This is a genomic window from Ktedonospora formicarum, from assembly GCF_016587355.1.
Lineage (GTDB): Bacteria > Chloroflexota > Ktedonobacteria > Ktedonobacterales > Ktedonobacteraceae > Ktedonobacter > Ktedonobacter formicarum.
Genome location: NZ_BNJF01000003.1, coordinates 366,087 through 385,612, shown reverse-complemented (window position 1 = coordinate 385,612; position 19,526 = coordinate 366,087). Strand labels below are relative to the sequence as shown.

At 52.8% G+C, this 19,526-nt stretch carries 14 protein-coding genes and 1 pseudogene; 6 read left to right on the top strand and 9 right to left on the bottom strand.

What is annotated here, in order from left to right:
• Window positions 1-11 precede the first annotated feature (11 nt).
• Window positions 12-137, bottom strand: a complete 126-nt coding sequence (locus tag K3T82_RS49260) for a hypothetical protein (RefSeq protein WP_268886686.1) — start codon at window positions 135-137, stop codon at window positions 12-14.
• A 274-nt stretch (window positions 138-411) separates the two neighbouring features.
• Window positions 412-996, bottom strand: a complete 585-nt coding sequence (locus K3T82_RS28080) for a leucine-rich repeat domain-containing protein (protein ID WP_220196845.1) — start codon at window positions 994-996, stop codon at window positions 412-414.
• Between K3T82_RS28080 and K3T82_RS28075 the strand changes: the two genes are divergently transcribed.
• Entirely contained in the window at window positions 995-1,321 is a 327-nt protein-coding gene (locus tag K3T82_RS28075; protein WP_220196844.1) for a hypothetical protein, read from the top strand. The genes K3T82_RS28080 and K3T82_RS28075 overlap by 2 nt on opposite strands.
• 587 nt (window positions 1,322-1,908) lie before the next feature.
• Here the strand turns inward: K3T82_RS28075 and K3T82_RS28070 are convergent.
• A complete protein-coding gene (locus K3T82_RS28070; protein ID WP_220196843.1) occupies window positions 1,909-2,769 on the bottom strand; it encodes a class I SAM-dependent methyltransferase in 861 nt (286 codons plus the stop codon).
• A 105-nt stretch (window positions 2,770-2,874) separates the two neighbouring features.
• Here K3T82_RS28070 and K3T82_RS28065 point away from each other — a divergent pair, with 105 nt between their 5' ends.
• Both K3T82_RS28065 and K3T82_RS28060 read left to right on the top strand, forming a co-directional pair.
• Window positions 2,875-3,381 carry a MarR family winged helix-turn-helix transcriptional regulator gene (locus K3T82_RS28065; protein WP_220196842.1) on the top strand — a complete coding sequence of 169 codons (507 nt, stop codon included), beginning with the start codon at window positions 2,875-2,877 and terminating at the stop codon, window positions 3,379-3,381.
• Window positions 3,382-3,546: 165 nt separating this feature from the next.
• Window positions 3,547-4,416: an ADP-ribosylglycohydrolase family protein gene (locus K3T82_RS28060; RefSeq protein WP_220196841.1), complete on the top strand. Its 870-nt coding sequence runs from the start codon at window positions 3,547-3,549 to the stop codon at window positions 4,414-4,416.
• A gap of 111 nt (window positions 4,417-4,527) precedes the next feature.
• Here K3T82_RS28060 and K3T82_RS50910 read toward each other — a convergent pair whose 3' ends face one another.
• The 6 genes from K3T82_RS50910 to K3T82_RS28035 all read right to left on the bottom strand — a co-directional run bounded on the left by K3T82_RS50910 (window position 4,528) and on the right by K3T82_RS28035 (window position 11,622).
• On the bottom strand, window positions 4,528-5,463 hold the full coding sequence (locus K3T82_RS50910; RefSeq protein WP_220196840.1) for a pentapeptide repeat-containing protein: 936 nt from the start codon (window positions 5,461-5,463) through the stop codon (window positions 4,528-4,530).
• Window positions 5,464-5,671: 208 nt separating this feature from the next.
• Window positions 5,672-5,806: a hypothetical protein gene (locus tag K3T82_RS49255; protein ID WP_268886685.1), complete on the bottom strand. Its 135-nt coding sequence runs from the start codon at window positions 5,804-5,806 to the stop codon at window positions 5,672-5,674.
• A gap of 246 nt (window positions 5,807-6,052) precedes the next feature.
• Window positions 6,053-6,826, bottom strand: coding sequence for a DUF4386 domain-containing protein (locus tag K3T82_RS28050; protein ID WP_236031615.1), 774 nt, complete (start codon window positions 6,824-6,826; stop codon window positions 6,053-6,055).
• Window positions 6,827-7,022: 196 nt separating this feature from the next.
• Entirely contained in the window at window positions 7,023-7,295 is a 273-nt protein-coding gene (locus tag K3T82_RS28045; protein WP_220196839.1) for a hypothetical protein, read from the bottom strand.
• A gap of 207 nt (window positions 7,296-7,502) precedes the next feature.
• The gene (locus tag K3T82_RS28040) at window positions 7,503-10,259 is read right to left on the bottom strand and encodes a winged helix-turn-helix domain-containing protein (protein ID WP_220196838.1); all 2,757 of its coding nucleotides are present in this window, start codon (window positions 10,257-10,259) and stop codon (window positions 7,503-7,505) included.
• Between the two features lie 151 nt (window positions 10,260-10,410).
• Window positions 10,411-11,622 carry an RNA-guided endonuclease InsQ/TnpB family protein gene (locus K3T82_RS28035; protein WP_220196837.1) on the bottom strand — a complete coding sequence of 404 codons (1,212 nt, stop codon included), beginning with the start codon at window positions 11,620-11,622 and terminating at the stop codon, window positions 10,411-10,413.
• Between the two features lie 541 nt (window positions 11,623-12,163).
• Between K3T82_RS28035 and K3T82_RS28030 the strand changes: the two are divergent.
• The 3 genes and pseudogenes from K3T82_RS28030 (at window position 12,164) to K3T82_RS28020 (ending at window position 19,515) form a co-directional block, all read left to right on the top strand.
• Window positions 12,164-12,563: pseudogene (locus K3T82_RS28030) on the top strand (VOC family protein).
• A 1,194-nt stretch (window positions 12,564-13,757) separates the two neighbouring features.
• Entirely contained in the window at window positions 13,758-14,375 is a 618-nt protein-coding gene (gene csx15, locus K3T82_RS28025; protein ID WP_220196836.1) for a CRISPR-associated protein Csx15, read from the top strand.
• A gap of 277 nt (window positions 14,376-14,652) precedes the next feature.
• The gene (locus tag K3T82_RS28020) at window positions 14,653-19,515 is read left to right on the top strand and encodes a tetratricopeptide repeat protein (RefSeq protein ID WP_220196835.1); all 4,863 of its coding nucleotides are present in this window, start codon (window positions 14,653-14,655) and stop codon (window positions 19,513-19,515) included.
• Window positions 19,516-19,526 lie beyond the last annotated feature (11 nt).

The following is a 19,526-nucleotide window of genomic DNA, read 5'->3' as shown; positions in this document are numbered from 1 at the left end:
TTCCGTGGAGGTCAGCAGAGACACCAGGATGTCAACGCTTTGATCTCGTCGATAGGCCAGTCGCCGCCTCGTGGACGTGCCATGATGCTGATCTTGCCGATAGAAAGTTCTTGAACAGAGTAAAGTGGCCCTCGCATCGCGAAACCTCCTTCTCACAATGGCTTTTTGGCCTGGTCAAGACACTCACGAGAGACGCCTGCGGGCCTCCTAATGCTTATACAGTGGTAAATTGGGCCAAACCTCTGCGCATTTTTGGGCGAAACCCAGGAAATCAGCGTGAAACCCAGGAATGAACCAGGTGGGATCTGGAGAAATCGCTTCCCACCTGATTTCTTCTCCCATCATGCTGAAAATGTTCTCCGAGAGAAAACATCGACTTCCTTTTCCTTCCATACAAGCATCTGCTCGGCATCACAAGGCGAGCGTCCTTCCACTCTGATGGCTGCGCAGATAGGTGAGGACAGCTTCAACTCCCTGATTGATCACATTGGGAGGTGGATAGTGCAGGTTCGGGTTGTTGATCAGGTCCAGGCTTTTCAGCTGCGTGAGCCATCCCAATTCCATTGGGATGGAGGTAAGCTGGTTGCCAGATAAATCCAGCACCTGTAGCTGGGAAAGTTGACCCAGTTCCTCTGGTACCGAGGTAAGCTGATTAGAGTACAGATGCAGCTCTCTCAGTTGCAAGAGCTGACCCAGTTCCCCTGGCACCGATGTAAGCTGATTGACGTGCAGATACAACTTTTGTAACTGAGGGAGTTGACCCAGTTCTCCCGGCAAAGATGTGAGTTGGTTGTATTTCAGATGCAACTCTTGCAACTGAGAAAGCTGGCCTATCTCTGGGAACAGCCTGATGAGACCAAGCCCAGTCAGATCCAAACGGGATACTCGTCCCTGCCGATTATACGTGACATGCTTCCTTTGTCGATACACGGACCACGTCGTGAGTTGGGGAAGCAAGCGTACAACAATCGCTTGATCGTGTGGGGAACGTGGCATGGGTTTTCTTTCCTTCTGGCTCCACCTGCCAGCGTTGCGGCAGAGAGCATGGCAGACTCGTGTTGGTGATGCTCCGATGGGGATGCGGATCAGCGCGAAGAAGAAGCTGCTTTGCCATCTCCAGGCATATCTTCCAGATGTGCTCATTCTAGCAGAACCACCTGGTTCTGGCCCCTTGGTGGGACTATTGGAGCAAAGGAGACGTCTCAACCCGGAACACACTTCGTTGCGTCACCCGTGGGATCGACTGCCCATTGGAACATTCCCTCGCCGTTTCCAGTTGCATTCTCTTTTCCCCTCAACGATCTCTTCATTCCCAGCATGATGGGAGAAGAAATCAGGTGGGAAGCGATTTCTCCAGATCCCACCTGGTTCATTCCTGGGTTTTACGCTGATTTCCTGGGTTTCGCCAAAAAATGCGCAGAGGTTTGGCCCAATTTACTATACAGAGCTGGCATGGACGGCGTTTTTTCTCTCAATGTTGCTAGACCGCTGTGTGTTGTGGGGAAAGTGTGAGGAAGTTCTTGAAGAGAATGGAGGGGAATAGCTTGAGTATATCTCATTCTCTCATTCTTTGCAAGAGCTTCTCCAAGGTGTGAAGTTTTTTGCCCAATTTGAGTGCGCACCCCTTTCAAGCACCATAGGGCGAGGTGTCGTATGGAGTACCGCAAGTTCTGTGGGAAGTGACGCCTGGGGAGCAGGTGGAAGACGAGCGAAAGGCTTGCTCTCTGCACTGAAGCAGGAACCGAACGCCGGATCTGGCCTGGCCATATCTGGGTCAGTTTCGGAGAACGGGATAATTGCGTGCAGAAGTGGTCAAATCGGATGCCCCATGTGTCGCGTTTCCGACAAATGGCCCTGCATCAAATGCATGCGGTGCCCCAACGAGGATCGCGTTGGGGCACCGCTTCGTCAAGCGATCCCAACAACACAGATGCTTTCACCGGGGATCTCTACTCTTCCATCGGGCGTGGCATAGCGTCGTGCAGCCTCTGTAATCTCCTGCCAAATATGCGACTGCTGTTCGGCACTCAGATGAGCTATCATGGCTGTGATAGGAGGCGCGATCTCTCGTTGAAAGCGTGTGTAGTCTTCTGCCGTAGCAAATTCCCATACGATAGTGATGCGTTCACTGCGCACATTACTGAAACCTGCCCGCTCCAAAGAGTGAGTGAGTGCGAGAGCCTCGGCAAGGCTAAAGGGACCGGGAGTCCCCGGCGCAGATGGCGGAACCTGTATATGCTGACTCACAACACGTAAAGCCAGACTGGCCACAGGAGCTTTATCTGGTGTGCTCCATACCGCTGCCGCCAGCCGTCCACCTTCCTTCAAGCATTGCCGTATGTCGCTAAGAGCCGGGACGAGATTGGGGAGAAACATCAGTCCCCAGCGCGAGAGGGCAGCATCGAAGGACTGCTGTGGCAGATCAAGTTGCTCTGCATCACTGATAGCAAAGGTGATGTTCTCTCTTCCATGCGCTGTGGCTCGCTCCTGTGCAATCGCTACCATCGCTTCAGCAAAATCAAGGGCAAATACTTCCCCGGCTGGCCCCACACGATGCGCTGCAGTAATGGCTGGCTCGCCAATGCCGGTGGCAATGTCGAGAACCCGCTGACCAGCTGTGATCTCAGCCATGCTGACGAGGTGATCGGAGACTTCTTGGCCCGCTCGTTCAAATGTTTTCCACCAGCTCCGCCAGCCAGCGGCAACTTGGTCCCATCCCTGGCGTTGAGCGATTTTGTATTGAGTTGGGTCAAATGGGGTGTTCTTCACCGTTCCTTCTCCTAAGAAACTAGGTAGATTTTCTACCAATATTGATATGTTAAAATAGTAAGAAAATCAACCTAATTTGTCAAGGGTCTGGAGGAAGAAAAACACATGCCTGAGAACCAGCAAAATATCTTGCTTGGCCTGCATATGAATATGGTCTTGCAGGCCATTCTCGATCGTATCCTTTCCTCTCTGCATCAAGCTGGCCTTGAAGATATTCGACCTGCTCATCTCTCTATCTTCAGAAATCTCGTTCCCCATGGACTCCACATCAGCGAACTGGCTAACCGTGCAGGCATTACTAAAGCTTCGGTCATTTATCTGGTGAATGATCTGCAAGAGCGCGGCTATGTGGAACGCATCTCTGATGCCCGCGATGGCCGTGCCACCCTCGTCCAGTTCAGTGAGCGAGGCTGGGCAACTTATGAGGTTGCATCAGCAGCTGTCAGAGAGCTTCGGGAAGAGTGGGCCAGCATCATCGGTCAGGACGAGATGGACGCCTTTCTTTCGACTCTTGCTCGTCTGGCAAGCCTCTCGTCCTCGAGAGAGGAAGGGGCCACGACATCAAAATCTCGTCCTGCTCGTTTACGTGGGAGGCGTCATACTGGCTTATGAAAGCAGGTACTGAAGCAGTAATTGTTATGTAAAGTATATATTTGAGAGTATGTACACGTTTGGGCAACGAGATTGCAGTGAGAGCACTCTCACACTTGTCATTGGCCTGCTTGTATGTTACATTGCCTGTAGATTATTGTGTTTTCTCGTCTAGGAGCGGTGTCGTTGCTGGTTGAACTTGCAATAGGAGATGCCTACGGAGCTGGTTTTGAGTACGCTGATGTTGCACTGATTCATCGGCACAACAACCTATCCACATTTGTGAAGCATCCCAGGCATAAGATAATCCCAGGATCATATACGGATGATACGCAAATGAGCATTGCCATTGCCGAGGCAATCCTTTCAGGTGATTCCTGGGCACCTGAAATGCTGGCACAAAAATTTGTTGATGCTTTTAAGCGTGACCCACGAGAAGGATATGCTAGAGGATTTTTTCTCTTCCTGCAGAACGTTGAGGACGGAACGCAATTTCTCAAAGAAATCGAGCCAACGAGTGATAAAAGTGGGGCAGCCATGCGTGCGGCTCCAATTGGAATATATCCAAGAATCTCAATGGTTATCAAGTATTCCGCGATACAAGCGGCCCTTACGCACAATACGCCTGATGGTATAAACGCTGCGATTGCCTCTTCCTTGATGACACACTACTTCTTGTATGGCTTGGGACCGAAGAAAGATCTGGGTCATTTTCTCGAACGGCAAGTAAGCGGACAATGGGCAGCCCCCTGGATTGGCAAGGTCACAAGTAAAGGCTGGATGAGTGTGCGTGCAGCTATCACAGCCATTGGTAGGAGCAACTGTTTGAGTGAACTCCTCAAAGCGTGTATTGACTTCTCTGGCGATGTTGATACGGTCGCTACCATCGCACTAGCAGCAGGGAGCTGCTGTTGGGAAATAGAGCACGATCTGCCTGAACACCTTTTCGATGGGTTAGAGAACGGCACGTGGGGAAGGGATTATCTCTGTTCTCTGGACGCCAAGCTGAAAGCCCTTTGGGAAGAATACAAGCTATCGGGTGTTGATCCAGTTTAACTACATTATGCTGCCAGCCCATGGGCGTTTGTGCGAGAAGAAATCGTTGTTGCATATGAGGCTTGCAAACGGCCTTCATTGCTTGCTTCCCTACCCAGCCCCTAACAGGTTCTAGTCAAAAAGGCACATCATAAAATGCCCATTCGGGCAAAAAACATGAAAATCCACTCCTGTATAGTTTGAGTAAGGTATGTCTTTGATATAGGTATGATTTTGACAGTATATCTTTTTACATATTCTACAATAAAAAGGAACATCTCCACTCAAATACTCACAGGGAGACGCAAAATCTCCTTGTTGAAAGGCTCGCTCAGCCAATGTGTATGTTTCGCATGAGAGTCTCCCATCGTAACATCCATCAATGGGCCAGGCTCGCAGAGCGGTGTGGCGATGATATTCGTCAAAGGTATAGAGAAGCGTCGCGACTATTTCTTCCCCTTCGCCTGGCAGCCTCTTGATAGGACCCTCCTCAGGATGGATCACGCCAATTCTGGCAAGGTCTAAGCACAGGACGACTTCTGAACAGCCAGAAACGTGGCAAGTGGCCTGCGCTCTGAGCAGGCCCGGGATGATCTCAACAGGCCATGCTATTGGGATGCCTGCAACGGTGGACCAATGCTCGATCTGGGGGATATCGACTCCCTCCCAACGTGCTCCCTGAGCCTGGGCATACATCATGTTCGCCTGTTCCACCTTGGCAAAGGCAAAATTTGCCCCTCTCAGATCTGTACAGACCAAAGAGGCGGATCGTAAATCAGTTCGTTCCATGTTGGCACATCGGAAATTCGCTTCGTCGAGATTGGCAGTTGATAAATTCGCACCACGAAGGTCAGCGGATTTTCCAGAACTATTTCGCATGTTCGCTTGGACCAGTTGAGCATTGCTCAAATCTGTTTGAAACAATTTCGCTTGGCGAAGGTTGATAGCATGAAGGCTTGCAGCATGAAGGTTCGCTTCGCTGAGATCTGGAAAGACGCGATTCCTCGAACGCCACCGATTCCACCTGTCTACTCCTTTTTGTAAACGCTTCAAATGATTCTCGTTCACGGTTCCTCTTGCATTTCCATCGCTCGGATATGATTTTTCGGTCGCTATGCGACTATTTTACCAGCTTTTATCTATCGAGCCCCCTAACAGCCTCTAGAGTTAGTCCACCATGTCCTGGGTGACTTCAGTCTCGCTGTTTCAAACCCTCAAGCGGGAGGAAGCCTATTGCACGTCTCATGCTGTTCCAATCCCTCAAGCGGGAGGAAGCCTAATCCTTGACACTCTGCTGGAGAGTTTCAATGGCATGGATCGCCTCCCACAGCCCCTCTCGCAAGGCCTCGTTCGTTGTTTGGAGTGCCTGATTCTCTTGTTGTAGTTGCTTCAGTTCTTCATCCCTGTGCATGAAGCTACTCTAGCAGATTGACAGATATCTCCGCAACTGCATAGCCCTTCTGAACAGTTACTTCTTTGGCTTCTTCCAGGGAGATGGCGATCCTTTTCTCACAATGAGAAAAGGATCGCCTGTTTTCTCTCATCCTATCTGATCACACCTCTATTGTCTCGTTCCTGGAGCGTTCGCCAACGATATCTTCATTTGTCATGGGTTTCGATCCTGTGCCTGCTGACCTGGCTTTGTGGCAGAATAGCGTCAGTTCCAATCATTGACGTCATCTGGAGGCGTTCCCATCGATCTTCCCCCTGTTTTTGCATTTTCTTTAACGGCTTCTGGTGTCTTAAAGCCTTTGACGACGAGGTAGACTCCCAGCGAAAACTCCCATAGCGCGATTGGGAGTGCGGCGAGCACCGCCACCGAGGACGTTTGTCCCCAGAGGTTGAACAACACGCCGATGTCGGAAGCGACGAGTAGAACCGCTCCGGTGAATCCGAGCAGGGGAAGAACCCGCGGCACCAGGCGCGACTGGTACAGCAGGGAGCCCAGCAAAAGAGCGTTCACGGCTGGCATGAGGCTTTGTCCGACGAGGAATGTTCGGTTGTACATGATGATCAGCGTCTGGGCGGTAACCAATCCAGCGGCTCCGACTCCAGCCTGCCGCAAGCTCACGACTGACAGGAGGAACACGACGCCAGCGAAGATGGTGGCGGCTTCCAGAACTCGCGAGCCAACGAAGCCCAGCGCGACCCCTTCGTTCTGCCTCTTGAGTACTGGCAACAGCGCGACGGCGGTGCCAATACAGGCGAGAGCCACGATAATCTCCAGGATGCTGCCAACGATGACGGCAGTGTCTGGACCCGGGCCCAGGATGTAATTTGCCCCTTTCACCTGATTGTAGAGAGAGAGGGTCGGGATCGAGACAAAGGTGAGCAGGTAGAGCACGCCTGCGACAAGAGCGGTTTTTCTACGTGGACTCATCTGAAACGCTTCACGGTCTCCTCGTGAGGTCTTTGAAACGGTCTGTGTCATAACAATACTCCTTTTTCTACCGCTGCCAGGTTACTTTTCCTGTACAGCAACATTTTCAATACGACGTGAGTCTGCTGCGAGAAGGCGCGCCGCATGAGTGATCGCACATGAGAAGGGAGGACATCGAGGAACAAAGCACTCGTTCCACAAAAACTGTATCAAAGGCAAAACTCCTTTCTCAGCAGCTTGCCTCAACTCAGTCTTTGACCTCTGACGCATCGGTCTGTCTGGACCTGACGCGGTTTACCAAGAGTAAGGGTAGGCCTAAATCCCGCACTTTTCTCAGCACGCCATGCAAGGCAGCCTGATCGACCACCGGGCCGGTTAACAGCGTCTCGCCGTTGTCTTCTCGTGTCAGGGTCAGGCCTTCAAACCAGGCGGCCCACCGATCATCAAGGTGTCCCTTGAGGCGGATCTGGTAGAGCTCGGGTTCGTGATGATCTGCCGTTGAAGTGGGCGTTGCACTCATGCTACTCCTCGCGCCTTTGCCTCCGCTGGATGAAGCTCCAGGTGGTTGTCAGCGTTCTATGCTTCTGATCAGAAGATACCCGAGTATGGGATGAGAAGGCATCACCAGATGTGGTGAGTCTGGTGGTGATTTGTGCTGCAGGAGGTGGTGAGGCAGTGGGTAAACAGAGATAACTCCCCGGCACGTGGTTGGTAGAGGTGGTGATTGTTAAAGCAAATCGAGTTCCTCGGCCCGGTGGACCGCTGCCCGCCGGTTGTTCACCCCCAACTTGCTGTAAATGTTTTTGGTATGAGTACGCACGGTGTTGAGGGACACCACGAGTTCGTCGGCAATTTGCGGGCCGTTCAAGTCGGTTGCGAGCAGCCGCAGCACGTTTAACTCACGTTGCGAGAGTGGATCGATCAACCCCTGTTTGATAGGCGTTCTGTTTTCAGCCGAGCCCAGGGCTACCAGGAGTTGACTGACATAGTTCGTGGCGATCCCCTCTTTCGCAGCCGCTTCCAAGAGGTGAGCCATGGCTGCGCCTTCATCTACAAAGATTCGAACGTAACCCTCCGGCTGGGCTAACATCAGGGCGCGTTCTAGTGGCACAAGAGCAGCAGAGATAGCGCCTTGCATCTGGTGGGCGAGGGCCTGTAGCATCAGGATTTCGATGATGCTTCCCGTCCTCTTCCCTTCTTCCGCCGCGTGCAGGAGGCGCTCCAGGAGTTCCATTGCCTCAAGCATGGAGTATTCTGTACAATCGCTCTTCGACTGGGCCAGGAGCATCCTGCCCAGGGTGATGTGCGCGAACTCGCGCAGGTAGCACGGCGCGTCATGGGCAGAGAGACCAATCTCACGCGCCCAGTCGAAGGCTTCATCCAACCTCCCCTGCGCGACCCACACCCGTGAAACGCGCGCCGCGATAGGATGCACATTGGGGAAGAAGTCTCTCACATACAGGCGTTCTGACTCGTGGAGCAGGTCGAGAGCGCCGTCCAGATCTCCCTGAGCCTCTCTTATGCGAGCGAGAGCAACACACCAGCGAGACCGGTTTTGCGGGAACCCGGTGCGTTCGCCCAGCTCCTTGCTTTTCAGCAAGTGCTGCCAGGCTGTATCCAGATCATTCTGTTCCCGGTAGAGTTCGCTCATGCCCACATACAGATCTGCCGTTCCCCGTAGGACAGGCTCGCCTGGCGCTATCGCCTCCTGCAAAGAGCGCTTGTAGGTACGCATAGCCTCGTGGAGACGACCTTGCGCAATCCTGATATCAGCCAGAGCGATGGTGCCACTAATGGCGTCAGAGAGATTCCCAGCTCTCTGCACACTCACCAGGCCATCGGCAAAGGCCTGGTACGCGGTCTCCAGATCCCCGCTCGCCCAGGATGCAAGTCCCAGGAGCGCCACTGCCGGTCCACGCAAGAGATGGTCATCCTCAGAGACAAGGCTAAGCGCTCGTCGGGCGTATTTCATGGTGTTGGTTCCATCACCTAGCGCCTGGGCACGTGCGGCACGGTAGATGGCGATTGCCCCAGGGAGACGGCGAAATTCTTCTTCGTCCACGACGACCATCCTGCGTTGGAGGCTCTCCTGGACGTCATCGAAGGGCTGAGAACAGGTTGTCGCCGATGGAGCAGGCGCAAGCTCATTCGTGTCTGCTGTCGTGTCCAGCCATCGTTCGGCAGCCGAGAGGCGCGCCTCGGCGCCCTCCAGATCCCCGTCGGACAGCAATGCATAGGCATACCCAACGCTGAGCACGGGTCTGAAGTGGACGACCTCGTCAGGTAACGCCTTGAACCAGCCAAGCAAAATGGCATCCTGTCTACTCCTACGCATCGCAGGCACTGCCAGTTCGATCAGGTCTGCCGCTCGCTCGAAATCAAGTGCGGAGAGTGCGTGGCGGATCGCATAGGTCGCCGACCCATGCTGCTCATACCACCCGCTTGCGCGCCGATGCAGCGTCGAAACCAGAGTGGCCTGCTCTGCCATCAAATGCGCGGAGAGTACTTCGGCAAAGAGGTGGTGATAGCGATACCAGTGGCGTGTGTCATCGAGCGGAATAACAAAATAGTTGCCTCGCTCCAGGGCCTCCAACTGCGCGTCGCCTTCCTGCTGACCGGTAACTGCATCGCACAGCGAGCCGCTTAACTGGTCGAGAATGGAGGTCTGGAGTAAGAAGTTGCGCAAAGGGGCAGTCTGGTGCTGCAAGACCTCTTCGACCAGGTAATCCACGATGTAGCGGTGGTCTCCGGCGAATGTCTGGATGAAGCCGGAAATATCCTGGTGGCCTTGCATGGAAAGCGCCGCTAATTGTAGACCGACGATCCAGCCTTCGGTGCGGTCCGAAAGTCTGGCGATGTCTGCCGCCGAGAGAGGCAGGTCCATCACCTGGGTGAGAAACGCAGCGGCTTCAGATGTGGTAAACCGCAAATCGGCAGCACGCAGTTCGGTCACGTGGTCCCGGGCGCGCAAGCGAGCCAGGGGCAGGCGAGGATCTTCACGGGTAGTGATGACCAGGTGCATCTGCGGTGGTAGATGCTCGACGAAAGAGGCGAGCGCCTGGTCAACCGCCAGGGCCTCAATTACGTGGTAGTCGTCCAGGACGAGTACGAATGGTTCTGTGATGATGACCAACTCATTGAGTAGTGTCGCCAGCAGCGTTTCGAGAGGCGGCGGCTGGCTTGCCTGGAGCGCGTGCAAGACCCCTTCTCCAATGGTGGGCACAATCGTCTGTAAAGCCGCGATGAGGTACGTCAGAAAGCCGGTGGGGTCGTTTTCCCCCTCGTCCAGGGACAGCCAGGCAACTGCTCGCTCAATGGAGGCGGCCCATGCGCTGACCAGCGTGGTTTTCCCAAAGCCAGCGGGGGCAGAGATGAGTGTCAGTTTGTGGTAGAGCCCCTCGTTGAGCCGCTCGATCAGTCGGGGTCGGATGACGATGTTGGGCCGAAGCCGAGGTTGATACAGTTTTGTGGTTACAATAGGCATCACGTTCTCTCCCGTTCTCCGAAACTTACCCAAACATGGACAAACCATGCTCAGCATTCGGTTCCTGCTTCAGTGCAGACAGCAAGCCTTTCGCTTGTCTTACATCTGCTCCACAGGCGTCACTTCCCGCAGAACTTGCGGTACGCCACGTTCATTGTGCCAATGCTGCGAGATTGTTGGCAGCGTTGGCATCTCGGTCCTGGACGTTTCCACACTTCAGGCAGACAAAGACCCGATCCGAAAGGGTGAGCGCCTCATTGATCCAGCCACAACAGGAACAGGTTTTTGAAGAGGGTTCCCAGCGCGAGGCCAGCAGTACCTTCGCCCCTGCCTGTTCGGCTTTGTAAAGGATCTGCCGCTTGAACTCGTACATGCCCACATCGGCAATCGCTCGGGCCAACCTGCGGTTCTTGAGCATGCCTGCAATATGTAAATCCTCGAGCACAATCACACGCGGCCGCTCTTGATTGGGCTTGGTTCTCGCCACAATCTGAGCGGTCGCTTGGTGCAAAGCATCGTTACGTACATTGGCGATCCGGGCATGCTTCCGCGAGAGGCGCTGCTTGGCTTTCTGGCGATTACGTGATCCTTTGGCCTTGCGGCTATGACGTCGCGAGAGGCGCTTCAACGCCGTGATCTTCTTGCGCAACGCCTTGGGGTTCTCGAAGGTGCGTCCGTCAGAGAGGGTCGCCAGTCGCTTAATCCCCAGGTCAACCCCAATGACGCCGCCTGTGGCTGCTTGGGATGCTTTCTCTTCCTCATGCACACAGATGGAGACAAACCATCTGCCTGCTTGCTCACTGATGGTCGCACTGCTGATCTTGCCGCCCAGAGGGAAATAGCCATGCTCTTTGAGTCGGAGCCTTCCCAAACGAGGCACCTGGATGGCACCCGCAGACACCCGAATGCTCCCGGTGAAGCGGGCACCACCGATGGCTTTCTTCCGGCTCTTGAAGCGGGGATAGCCACACTTGCCTTTCCATGTGCCCGCTTTTTTGAGGCGGCACTTGCGAAAGAAGTGCTTGAAGGCGGCATCCAGGTCACGCAAGCCCTCTTGGAAGGCGCACTTGCTGACCTCGCGCATCCAAGGCTCAGAGGGCTTGAGAGCATTGATCTCGCGATGCAGATCGATGGCGGTGGGCGTTTTCTGCCCAGCTTTGTAGGCCTCTTGTTTGCGGCGAAGACCATAATTGAAGGCCCAGCGAGCGGCTCCAGCATGTTTACGGCAGAGTGTCTTCTGTACATTATTGAGGTCGAGTTCTCCTCGATAGCCACGTACCATCTTCTGCTCTTCTTCCTCTGTGGTGAATGTAGAACAAATATACCACAAAGTCGCTGCTGTTGCAAGGGAAGGCCTGTCCATGTTTGTACCTTTTTGTCCCTATTCTTGAAAAAATTATACCCCTCCAACGACTTTCCAGATCGTTTCACGCATGACCCATCGTGGGTCTGTATATGGAGTGCGCGTGTTGCGTTTCTCGTGAGATAGAAAGCGGAAGACTCCATGACGCAATTAAAATGTGTGAGTCCTGAGACAGTGAAGGCATTCCACGAGCTTGATGCCGCTCTCCAGAAAACGTTTTGGGTCGATTTCCACGATGCCAGGAAAAGAGCATTTGGGTGTCTTCGCCGTTTTCATTCATAGAATTGAGTTCGTTTATAGTATACTCTTCTGCTTTCTGTTTCTGCAAATGCTCTATGATTATCGCTTTTGTGTTCATCATTTGAATGAGACAAACTGAATGGGAAACTGTACTATGAAAGAATTCGCTACGCGTCAAAAATACATTAGCCTTGTTGGAGCAAGAATGCTGGCTCAAGGGAAGATATAAGTTCCATTACATCAACACGGAACCATTACACGCCATTGTACAGCGTTGGATGGGAAAAAAGAAGGAGGATGCATGAGGATTTACATCACGAGCATTCCGATAGCTGACTACAACCAGGCCCTGACCTTCTACACCCAGATACTGGGATTTCAAAAGAGGAGGGACATCGAATTGGGCGGAGGCGCGCTTTCTTACTGTGGTTTCTCCAGAAGATCCTGATGGCCCAGAACTCCTGCTGGAGCCGAATGCAGACTACCCTGCCATGAAAGCTTTGCGCGAAGTATTAGCAGAAGATGGGATTCCCATCACCTCGTTTGCGGTCGATGATGTCCAGGCTGAGTATGAGCGCCTGCAGAAGTTGGGGGTGATCTTTACCCAGGAGCCATTTAGCCAGGGCGGACCGACGACGGCCGTCTTTGACGATACCAGTGGCAATCTTCTTCAAATTGTCGAGTTGAAGAAGGGAGCCTAATGGAAGGCAACAATGATCGAACCTGGCTTCTGCTCTGATCTGATTCAAATGGCCTGTTGTCCAGGTTCCGCCACATCGGGAAACTGGATAGTATTTAACTCCAGCTTCCCGATGTGGCTTTTCTCGCGCTGCGTCGTCAGAAAATTTCAGGAAAAGCAGCCATGGTCAAGGCGGATCATCTGCAAAATTTCACCACCTTCTCTCACCTGTCCGCAACACTTGTCCGGGACATCATTGTACCAAACGGCACTTTCAGTGTCGAGACAGCTACCATACTGCTTGAAATCCGTTAATGGATCTGCCCCGAATGCGGCGTTCACCATGACGGAGATCCGCAATGCGGCAAAGAACAGTGTGGTGGCTGGGTTAGCCATCTGGACCTGTGGAGAGGCTGTCAGGCCTGGATGAGCGTTGTCTCGTCTGGGTAAGCTTCAGCGAAGCAGGAAACCCTCGAGGTGAATCGAGCAATCCCCCGGCTTGAGCCGGAGGAGGATGTCAATTCCATAATGTACAACGAATGATCGAAATGGATTGATCAAGTCCGACACCAAGAAAAAGAACGAAAACCGCATCCGTTTGCCGCACGGTTCAGACACGAGATATGGAGCCTGGATATCCGCTTTTGAAACACCACATCGCTGGCCCAGAGTGACCATGATGAACGGCAGAGGCGTATCTTTCATTATGACTACTCAATAGTGTTACCTATCCGGTTCTTACGCAATGTTGGTGGTAAGCGCGGTAGTAAGTGTGACGAACACCATCATTTGGCTACCGCAGCTAAGGTGTGGTGTTAGGAGAAATATTCTCAATGTGTTGCCTATGTACATCTTCTGTTCCCAACACACTACATCAGTACAATTCATTGAAAATGAAGGATGCCAAAATCAGTGAGGCAGTTCCAATCCCTGCGGCGGGAGAGAGCCTATTTAGACGGAGGCAAGTGACAGGACTATATTAAAATATCGTTATGGTTCCAATCCCTGCGACGAGGGGTGCAACTAAATCAGCAAGAGAAAACAGCCTCTTTCTCAATTTCTGATCGCTTCCATGTTCCCTAAAAACAGGAGCAACTAAATAAGAGATCGAAAATGTGCCTGTTTTCATAGAAAACACCCTTCTTGCTTGACAAGAGAACGACTCCCTTGCAGAGTATTCATAACCTCAAATCTCACCGCAAAGGAGTCCTCGGTTATGATACCTGCTTCTCGTGTTTTTGACCAGACTATCTTGACCACCCTTCTCGATCATGATCCCGTTTTGCAAGACTATCGCCAGTTTTTCGCCTTGCTCGATTGGTCTCTCGTGCACCAGTGGGAAGGCCAACAATCCTTGCATCGTCGCCCGCCTCTCCATCCCGAAGCAGCCTACATCAAAGCTTTCCTCTTACGCATCCGAGAAGGCTTCATCTCCTCGACCCAACTGCGGCGCTATTTACTCAAGCATCCCTTGCTCATCATCGAGTTGGGCTTCCATCTGGAACTCGATCCATCAGCTCCCTACGGCTTTGATGCTCACAAGACCCTTCCTTCTCGCTATTGGCTAGGAGAAAAATTGCGCACACTTGATCCCGTGCTCCTGCAAGACCTCCTTGAGGCAACCGTGCATTCCTTACAGGCAGAGATACTGGCAGATCCATTGAAGCGGTACGTGTCATTCCAATTCAGGTTGCTAGCCGAACTACATGGGCGCATGGGGCGTTTTCCAACGCTTAACCATTTGCGTCCTATGCCTGGTCCGCTTACTGAGTTTGAGATTGCCGAACTACTCAACATGCAAACTCTTCGAGAAGAAGCCCGCAAGCATCGTTAAGCCTCTTTTCGATCTGTTGCTCTTGTACGGTAAATACAGCCAGAGTGTCATTTCATATATCGAGTTGCTTCATCCCTTTTGACTTTCAACAGCTGCCAATGTATATAATAGAAGCACTGGCGCATATGTAATTGCTCTATTAGCATACATTGCCGGTCTCATTCGAACACCAACGCCGCTATCGCCGCGCTCAGGTTTTCGGATAAGGAGGTCTTTATGGCTTCCTGTTGCAGTTCCGCATATGAGTGCGACCTGAAAAGAGAGCAGAGCAGAAGAGATGGAACTCATTCTCACCCAGCAGCCAGATTATCAGGTAGAGGTCATCTGTGATGATCAATATTCCCATGCGTTTGACGTGCAACCGCTACGACTCCTTGCGCATTGGTACGAACGTGTCTCTCGCGATCCTATGGGCTATGGACAACGCCTCTTTCATGCGCTTTTCCCTACGAATTCCAGGGCAAGCAACGCATTGAATGCTCATCCAGAGCGCATTGTCCTCGTCACAACAGATGATGAACTCGATGCGCTCCCCTGGGAATATCTGTATAGCCCTACTGGTTTTCTTGTGCTAGAGTTCCCGTTTGTACGCGCGCTTCCTTCGCAACAGCGTAGGTCACCACCTACGCTCGATACACCATTGCACATTGTGGCGGTTCCTTCACATCCCCTGAGCCCTCTCATTGCACCGCTCAATATCGACGCAGAATGGTGGCGACTCAAAGAGATTGTTGATCCACTGCCTTTTGCCATTACCCTGGAACGGGTTCGCCCGCCAACGCTCCAGCAGGTTCGTAGCCTGCTCGCCAACAGGCACCAACGTGTCATTCACTTTATGGGTCACGGAGAACACGCTGAGAACGGAGCATTTCTCTCTTTCGAGAAGGAGAATGGGAGCCTGGATCGAGTCGAAACCAGACAATTGATATCCCGCATACGTGGCACCACCTTTCTGATCACCCTTAACGCCTGCGTGAGCGCCTCTCCTGGGCCAACGGGGTTTAGTAACCTTGCCGCGTCTCTTGTGAAAGCCAACATTCCCTATGCCCTTGGAATGCGCTTCAATATCTATGATGAGGACGCGCTTGCTTTTTCCCGTATGTTCTATACAGAACTGGCACAAGGGACACCTGTTGAAGAGGCATTGTTGCAAGCGCGTCTCTCACTCGCCGAGAGCCCTCGCTCCTGGGCGGTTGGTGTTCCTGCCCTCTACACTTCGCTGAGCACACCAGCACATGGTTTTATCCATTCCCCTGGCTCATCCCGCATTATTGAACATCAACCGCGTATAGAAGCGAACAGCGTTGCTCGTGCGGTCGGGATCTTTCAGGGCCGAACTGCAGATCTGACGCGCCTTGGGAGCCTGCTTACAGGCAACAACCGGCCACGTATCCTCACGATTCACGGAGGCGGAGGGCAGGGGAAGACAGCGCTGGCACGAGAGGCCATTGAACGCTTTGCCCATGCATGGCCGGGAGGCGTTTGGGGCACCATACTCAATCCACTGCCAACTCGTCCAGGCTTCGTAAGCAACCTGGCCCAATTTTTAGGTAGCAACGAGCAAGAGATACACACGCCGGAGGAGAGAGAATACCAGGTCTTGCGCCAGCTTACGACGAAACGTCTCCTGCTTGTGCTCGATAATGCCGAAACGTTGATCGATGCTGTTGATGCTCATGATCCCCAGGCCATCGCGCTCGCGGAGTTGCTTCAACAACTTCCTGGCACATCGGTCAGTCTGCTCATCACATCGCGTATCCAACTGGGGTGGCCCGGAGAGGTCACACATGAACTAGGAGGGTTAACAGCAGAAGAGGGGGCGCTGCTCTTCCGGCAATGTGCCCCTGGACGTCAAGAACTCATCGATACAATCGAAGCCCAGAAACTCAGCGAGAAGATAGAAGGGCACCCATTGAGTCTGCGTTTACTTGGAGGAGCATTCAATGCGAGCACGCTTCTCCTACATACCTTTGTCCAACACTATGAAGAGCAACTCCTCAATGCCGAGAACAAATACATTGGCGAGGAGCATCGACACCGTAAGCTTTATGCCAGCATCGAAACCAGTATCCGCTTTCTCAACAATGAATTGTGTGATCTGCTCAGTAACCTCCCGATCTTTCAATCGCCTTTCTTGCCAGCGCTTGCTTGCTCTCTCTTTGATCCAGAGACAGAGGGACAAGATCCACTCCGCTCCCCCGTGCATGCGCAACTGGTTAGCCTCTGGCAACGTGGACTACTCGCCCGTATCACTGTTGCAGGCCTTGATGGCACACAAAATCACCTCTACTATCTTTTGCCAACGACACGTCCCTATATCCAGGCCCATATGCAAAGTACCATGCCACTGGAAGAGCTGTTTCACCGCTATGGGAAGACCTATGAAGCCTTCACCAACAATATGTATGCCCTGCTTGATTACAACCCCCACCTGGTTGCAATCGTGCAATACATGGAAAAAGATCTGGAACAAGGAATTGAGCATGTTGCCAATCCAGAGCAACAGACCTATCGAGCACATTGGGCGTGGATGCTCTTTCGCTTAGGGAGATTGCGCGATGCACAGACACTCCTCGAAGATGTGCTGGAACGCATCCAGGGGCAGGATCACCTGCTAGAATTACAGGTAACCGATTCTCTGGGACACGTCTATCAGACGAGAGGGCAACCTCAGCAGGCTCTCACGCTCTTTGAACACTTCCTCTCCACTGTTCGGGGGATGGAACTTCGCTCCTCCGAAGGGACAGCACTATATAATATGGGGAAGGTATATCTCGTGACAGGGCAAATGCAACGCGCTCTTGAGCTCTTTGAGCAGGCCCTCCCCATTTTGCGTGAAGTTGGTGACCTCACCAGCGAAGGGGGTGCCCTCAGTAATATGGCCGCGATCTATCAAGCGACAGGGCAACCGCAACGCGCTCTTGAGCTCTTTGAAGAGGCTCTTCCCCTCATACGAGCGTCTGCTCGTCGACCAGATGAAGCCGCTACTCTCAGCAATATCGGCGGAGTGTATAGAGCAACAGGGCAACTGCAACGAGCGCTTGAGCTGTTTGAAGAGGCGCTCGCTATCCAACGTGACATCGGTGATCGTATGGGTGAAGCTGTCAGTCTCAGTAATATCGCATCAATCTCTCAAGCCAACGGGCAACCACAACGGGCGCTTGATCTCCTTGAGCAAACGCTCTCAATCCAGCGTCAGGCTGGTAATCGTGCTGGCGAAGCTACCACCCTTCATAACATCGGCATGGCACATCAGGGCCTTGATCAACCGCAACGCGCCCTCTCTTTCTATGAGCAGGCGCTCTCCGTCAGGCGTGAAACCGGTGACCGTACTGGCGAAGCGGCGACACTTAGCATCATCGCCTCTCTGTATGGAGCTCTTGGGCAGCCGCAAAGAGCGCTCGATCTCTTTGAACAGGCTCTCCCTCTCAGGCGCGAAACTGGTGATCGTGCAGGTGAAGCATTTACACTTCACAATATGGCTGGAGTTTATCAGGACCTTGGACAATCGCAACGCGCGCTCTCTTTCTACGAGCAGGCCCTCTCCATCAGGCGTGAGATTCATAATCGCGCTGACGAAGCTATGACACTGCACAATATTGCCCTTATCTATCAAGATCTTGACCAACCGCAACGGGCGCTTGATCTTTTTAAGCAGGCCCTTTCGCTTCTACGTGAAGTGGGGGATCATGTGGGGGAAGCTACCACGCTTGGTGCTATGGCAACGATCTATCGAGATCTTGACCAACCGCAACACGCTCTTGAGCTCTTTGAGCAGGTGCTCTTGCTCGGGAGGACGACCGATGATCGCGCCAGTGAATTCGGCATCCTTATCCACATGGCCGAGATCTACCATACCACTGGTCAGCTTCAACGGGCGCTCGATCTCTTTGAGCAGGCCCTTTTTATCTCCCAGGAACTCGATGATCGGGCAGGCGATGCGATTCTACTCAACCACATGGCCGAGATCTACCGAACCCTCAGTCAACCCCAACGAGCGCTCGACCTCTTTGAGCAAGTCCTCTCCATCCAGCGGGAAACGAGGAATCGTGCTGACGAAGCCGCTACACTCAACAAACTTGGGCAGGCCTATCAAGACCTCGGTCAACTACAGCGCGCTCTTTCGTTCTATGAAGAGGCGCTCTTGATCTCACATGAAGTACATGATCGCGTTGGTGAAGCCAGGGTTCTCAACAATCTTGGTCTTGTCTCTCGAATTCTTGGACAGCCGCAACGCGCTCTCTCGTTTTATGAACAAGCGCTCCCTCTCTTACGCGAAATCAACAATAATGCAATAGAAGGCATCACGCTTAGTAATATGGGCAGTGCCTATCTCTTCACTGGTCAACGACAACGAGCGCTCACGTGCTTTGAACAAGCACTCCCTCTCTTACGAGAAGTAGGGGATCGTGTCGGCGAAATGACGACACTCAATAACGCCGCTATGATCTATCAAGACTTTGGTCAGTCACAGAAGGCCCTCTCTCTGTTTGAGCAGGCCCGTCCCATCGCCCATGAAATCGGGCACCAGGCTGATGAAGCCTCCATTCTCCACAATATAGTCAGAGCCTATCACACCCTCGGTCAATCGCAGCGGGCTCTCCCATTGCTTGAACAGGCGCTCTCCATTTTTCGAGACCTGGGCGATCACGCAAGCGAAGCGGCGACCCTCAATAGTATGGTCTTTCTGCTCTATGGAGATCTCAAGCGTCCCACAGAAGCGTTGCGCTTACTCCAACAAGTTCGCGGGATTTTTGAGCGATACGGTCTGCAACAAGATGCAGCAGGCAATACACGTGAAATGCTTGATGCATGGCAGAAGAAGATACAGCAGGAATCGCCACCTGGCCCCGCGCAGGCAGATCAAATGACGCTTTCGCCCGATAGGCTGCAACAAATGATCATCAATACGATCGCTGTCATGACAAAGACGCCGGAGCGTCGTATACAGTGGAGCCAAAGAATTGAGGCATTTCTCCAGGAGGCACAGGCACATGGAAACGATCAGGAAGCTGAGTTGTATGCCTCTATGCTTCACATTCTCAATCACCAGGCGCCAACTCTTGCGCCAGACCATCCCTATGCCCCTGCGATACAAGCTATCCAGAAGGGCATTGCACAGAGAAAAGCTTCCCAATAATGGTAAATTCG

Bases quoted from the DNA above. Each gene is read 5' to 3' on its own strand.
- K3T82_RS49260 (WP_268886686.1), bottom strand. From the start codon at position 137: ATGCGAGGGCCACTTTACTCTGTTCAAGAACTTTCTATCGGCAAGATC.
- K3T82_RS28075 (WP_220196844.1), top strand. From the start codon at position 995: ATGGGTTTTCTTTCCTTCTGGCTCCACCTGCCAGCGTTGCGGCAGAGA.
- K3T82_RS28080 (WP_220196845.1), bottom strand. From the start codon at position 996: ATGCCACGTTCCCCACACGATCAAGCGATTGTTGTACGCTTGCTTCCC.
- K3T82_RS28065 (WP_220196842.1), top strand. From the start codon at position 2,875: ATGCCTGAGAACCAGCAAAATATCTTGCTTGGCCTGCATATGAATATG.
- K3T82_RS49255 (WP_268886685.1), bottom strand. From the start codon at position 5,806: ATGCACAGGGATGAAGAACTGAAGCAACTACAACAAGAGAATCAGGCA.
- K3T82_RS28050 (WP_236031615.1), bottom strand. From the start codon at position 6,826: ATGACACAGACCGTTTCAAAGACCTCACGAGGAGACCGTGAAGCGTTT.
- K3T82_RS28045 (WP_220196839.1), bottom strand. From the start codon at position 7,295: ATGAGTGCAACGCCCACTTCAACGGCAGATCATCACGAACCCGAGCTC.
- K3T82_RS28040 (WP_220196838.1), bottom strand. From the start codon at position 10,259: ATGCCTATTGTAACCACAAAACTGTATCAACCTCGGCTTCGGCCCAAC.
- K3T82_RS28035 (WP_220196837.1), bottom strand. From the start codon at position 11,622: ATGGACAGGCCTTCCCTTGCAACAGCAGCGACTTTGTGGTATATTTGT.
- csx15 (WP_220196836.1), top strand. From the start codon at position 13,758: ATGATACCTGCTTCTCGTGTTTTTGACCAGACTATCTTGACCACCCTT.
- K3T82_RS28020 (WP_220196835.1), top strand. From the start codon at position 14,653: ATGGAACTCATTCTCACCCAGCAGCCAGATTATCAGGTAGAGGTCATC.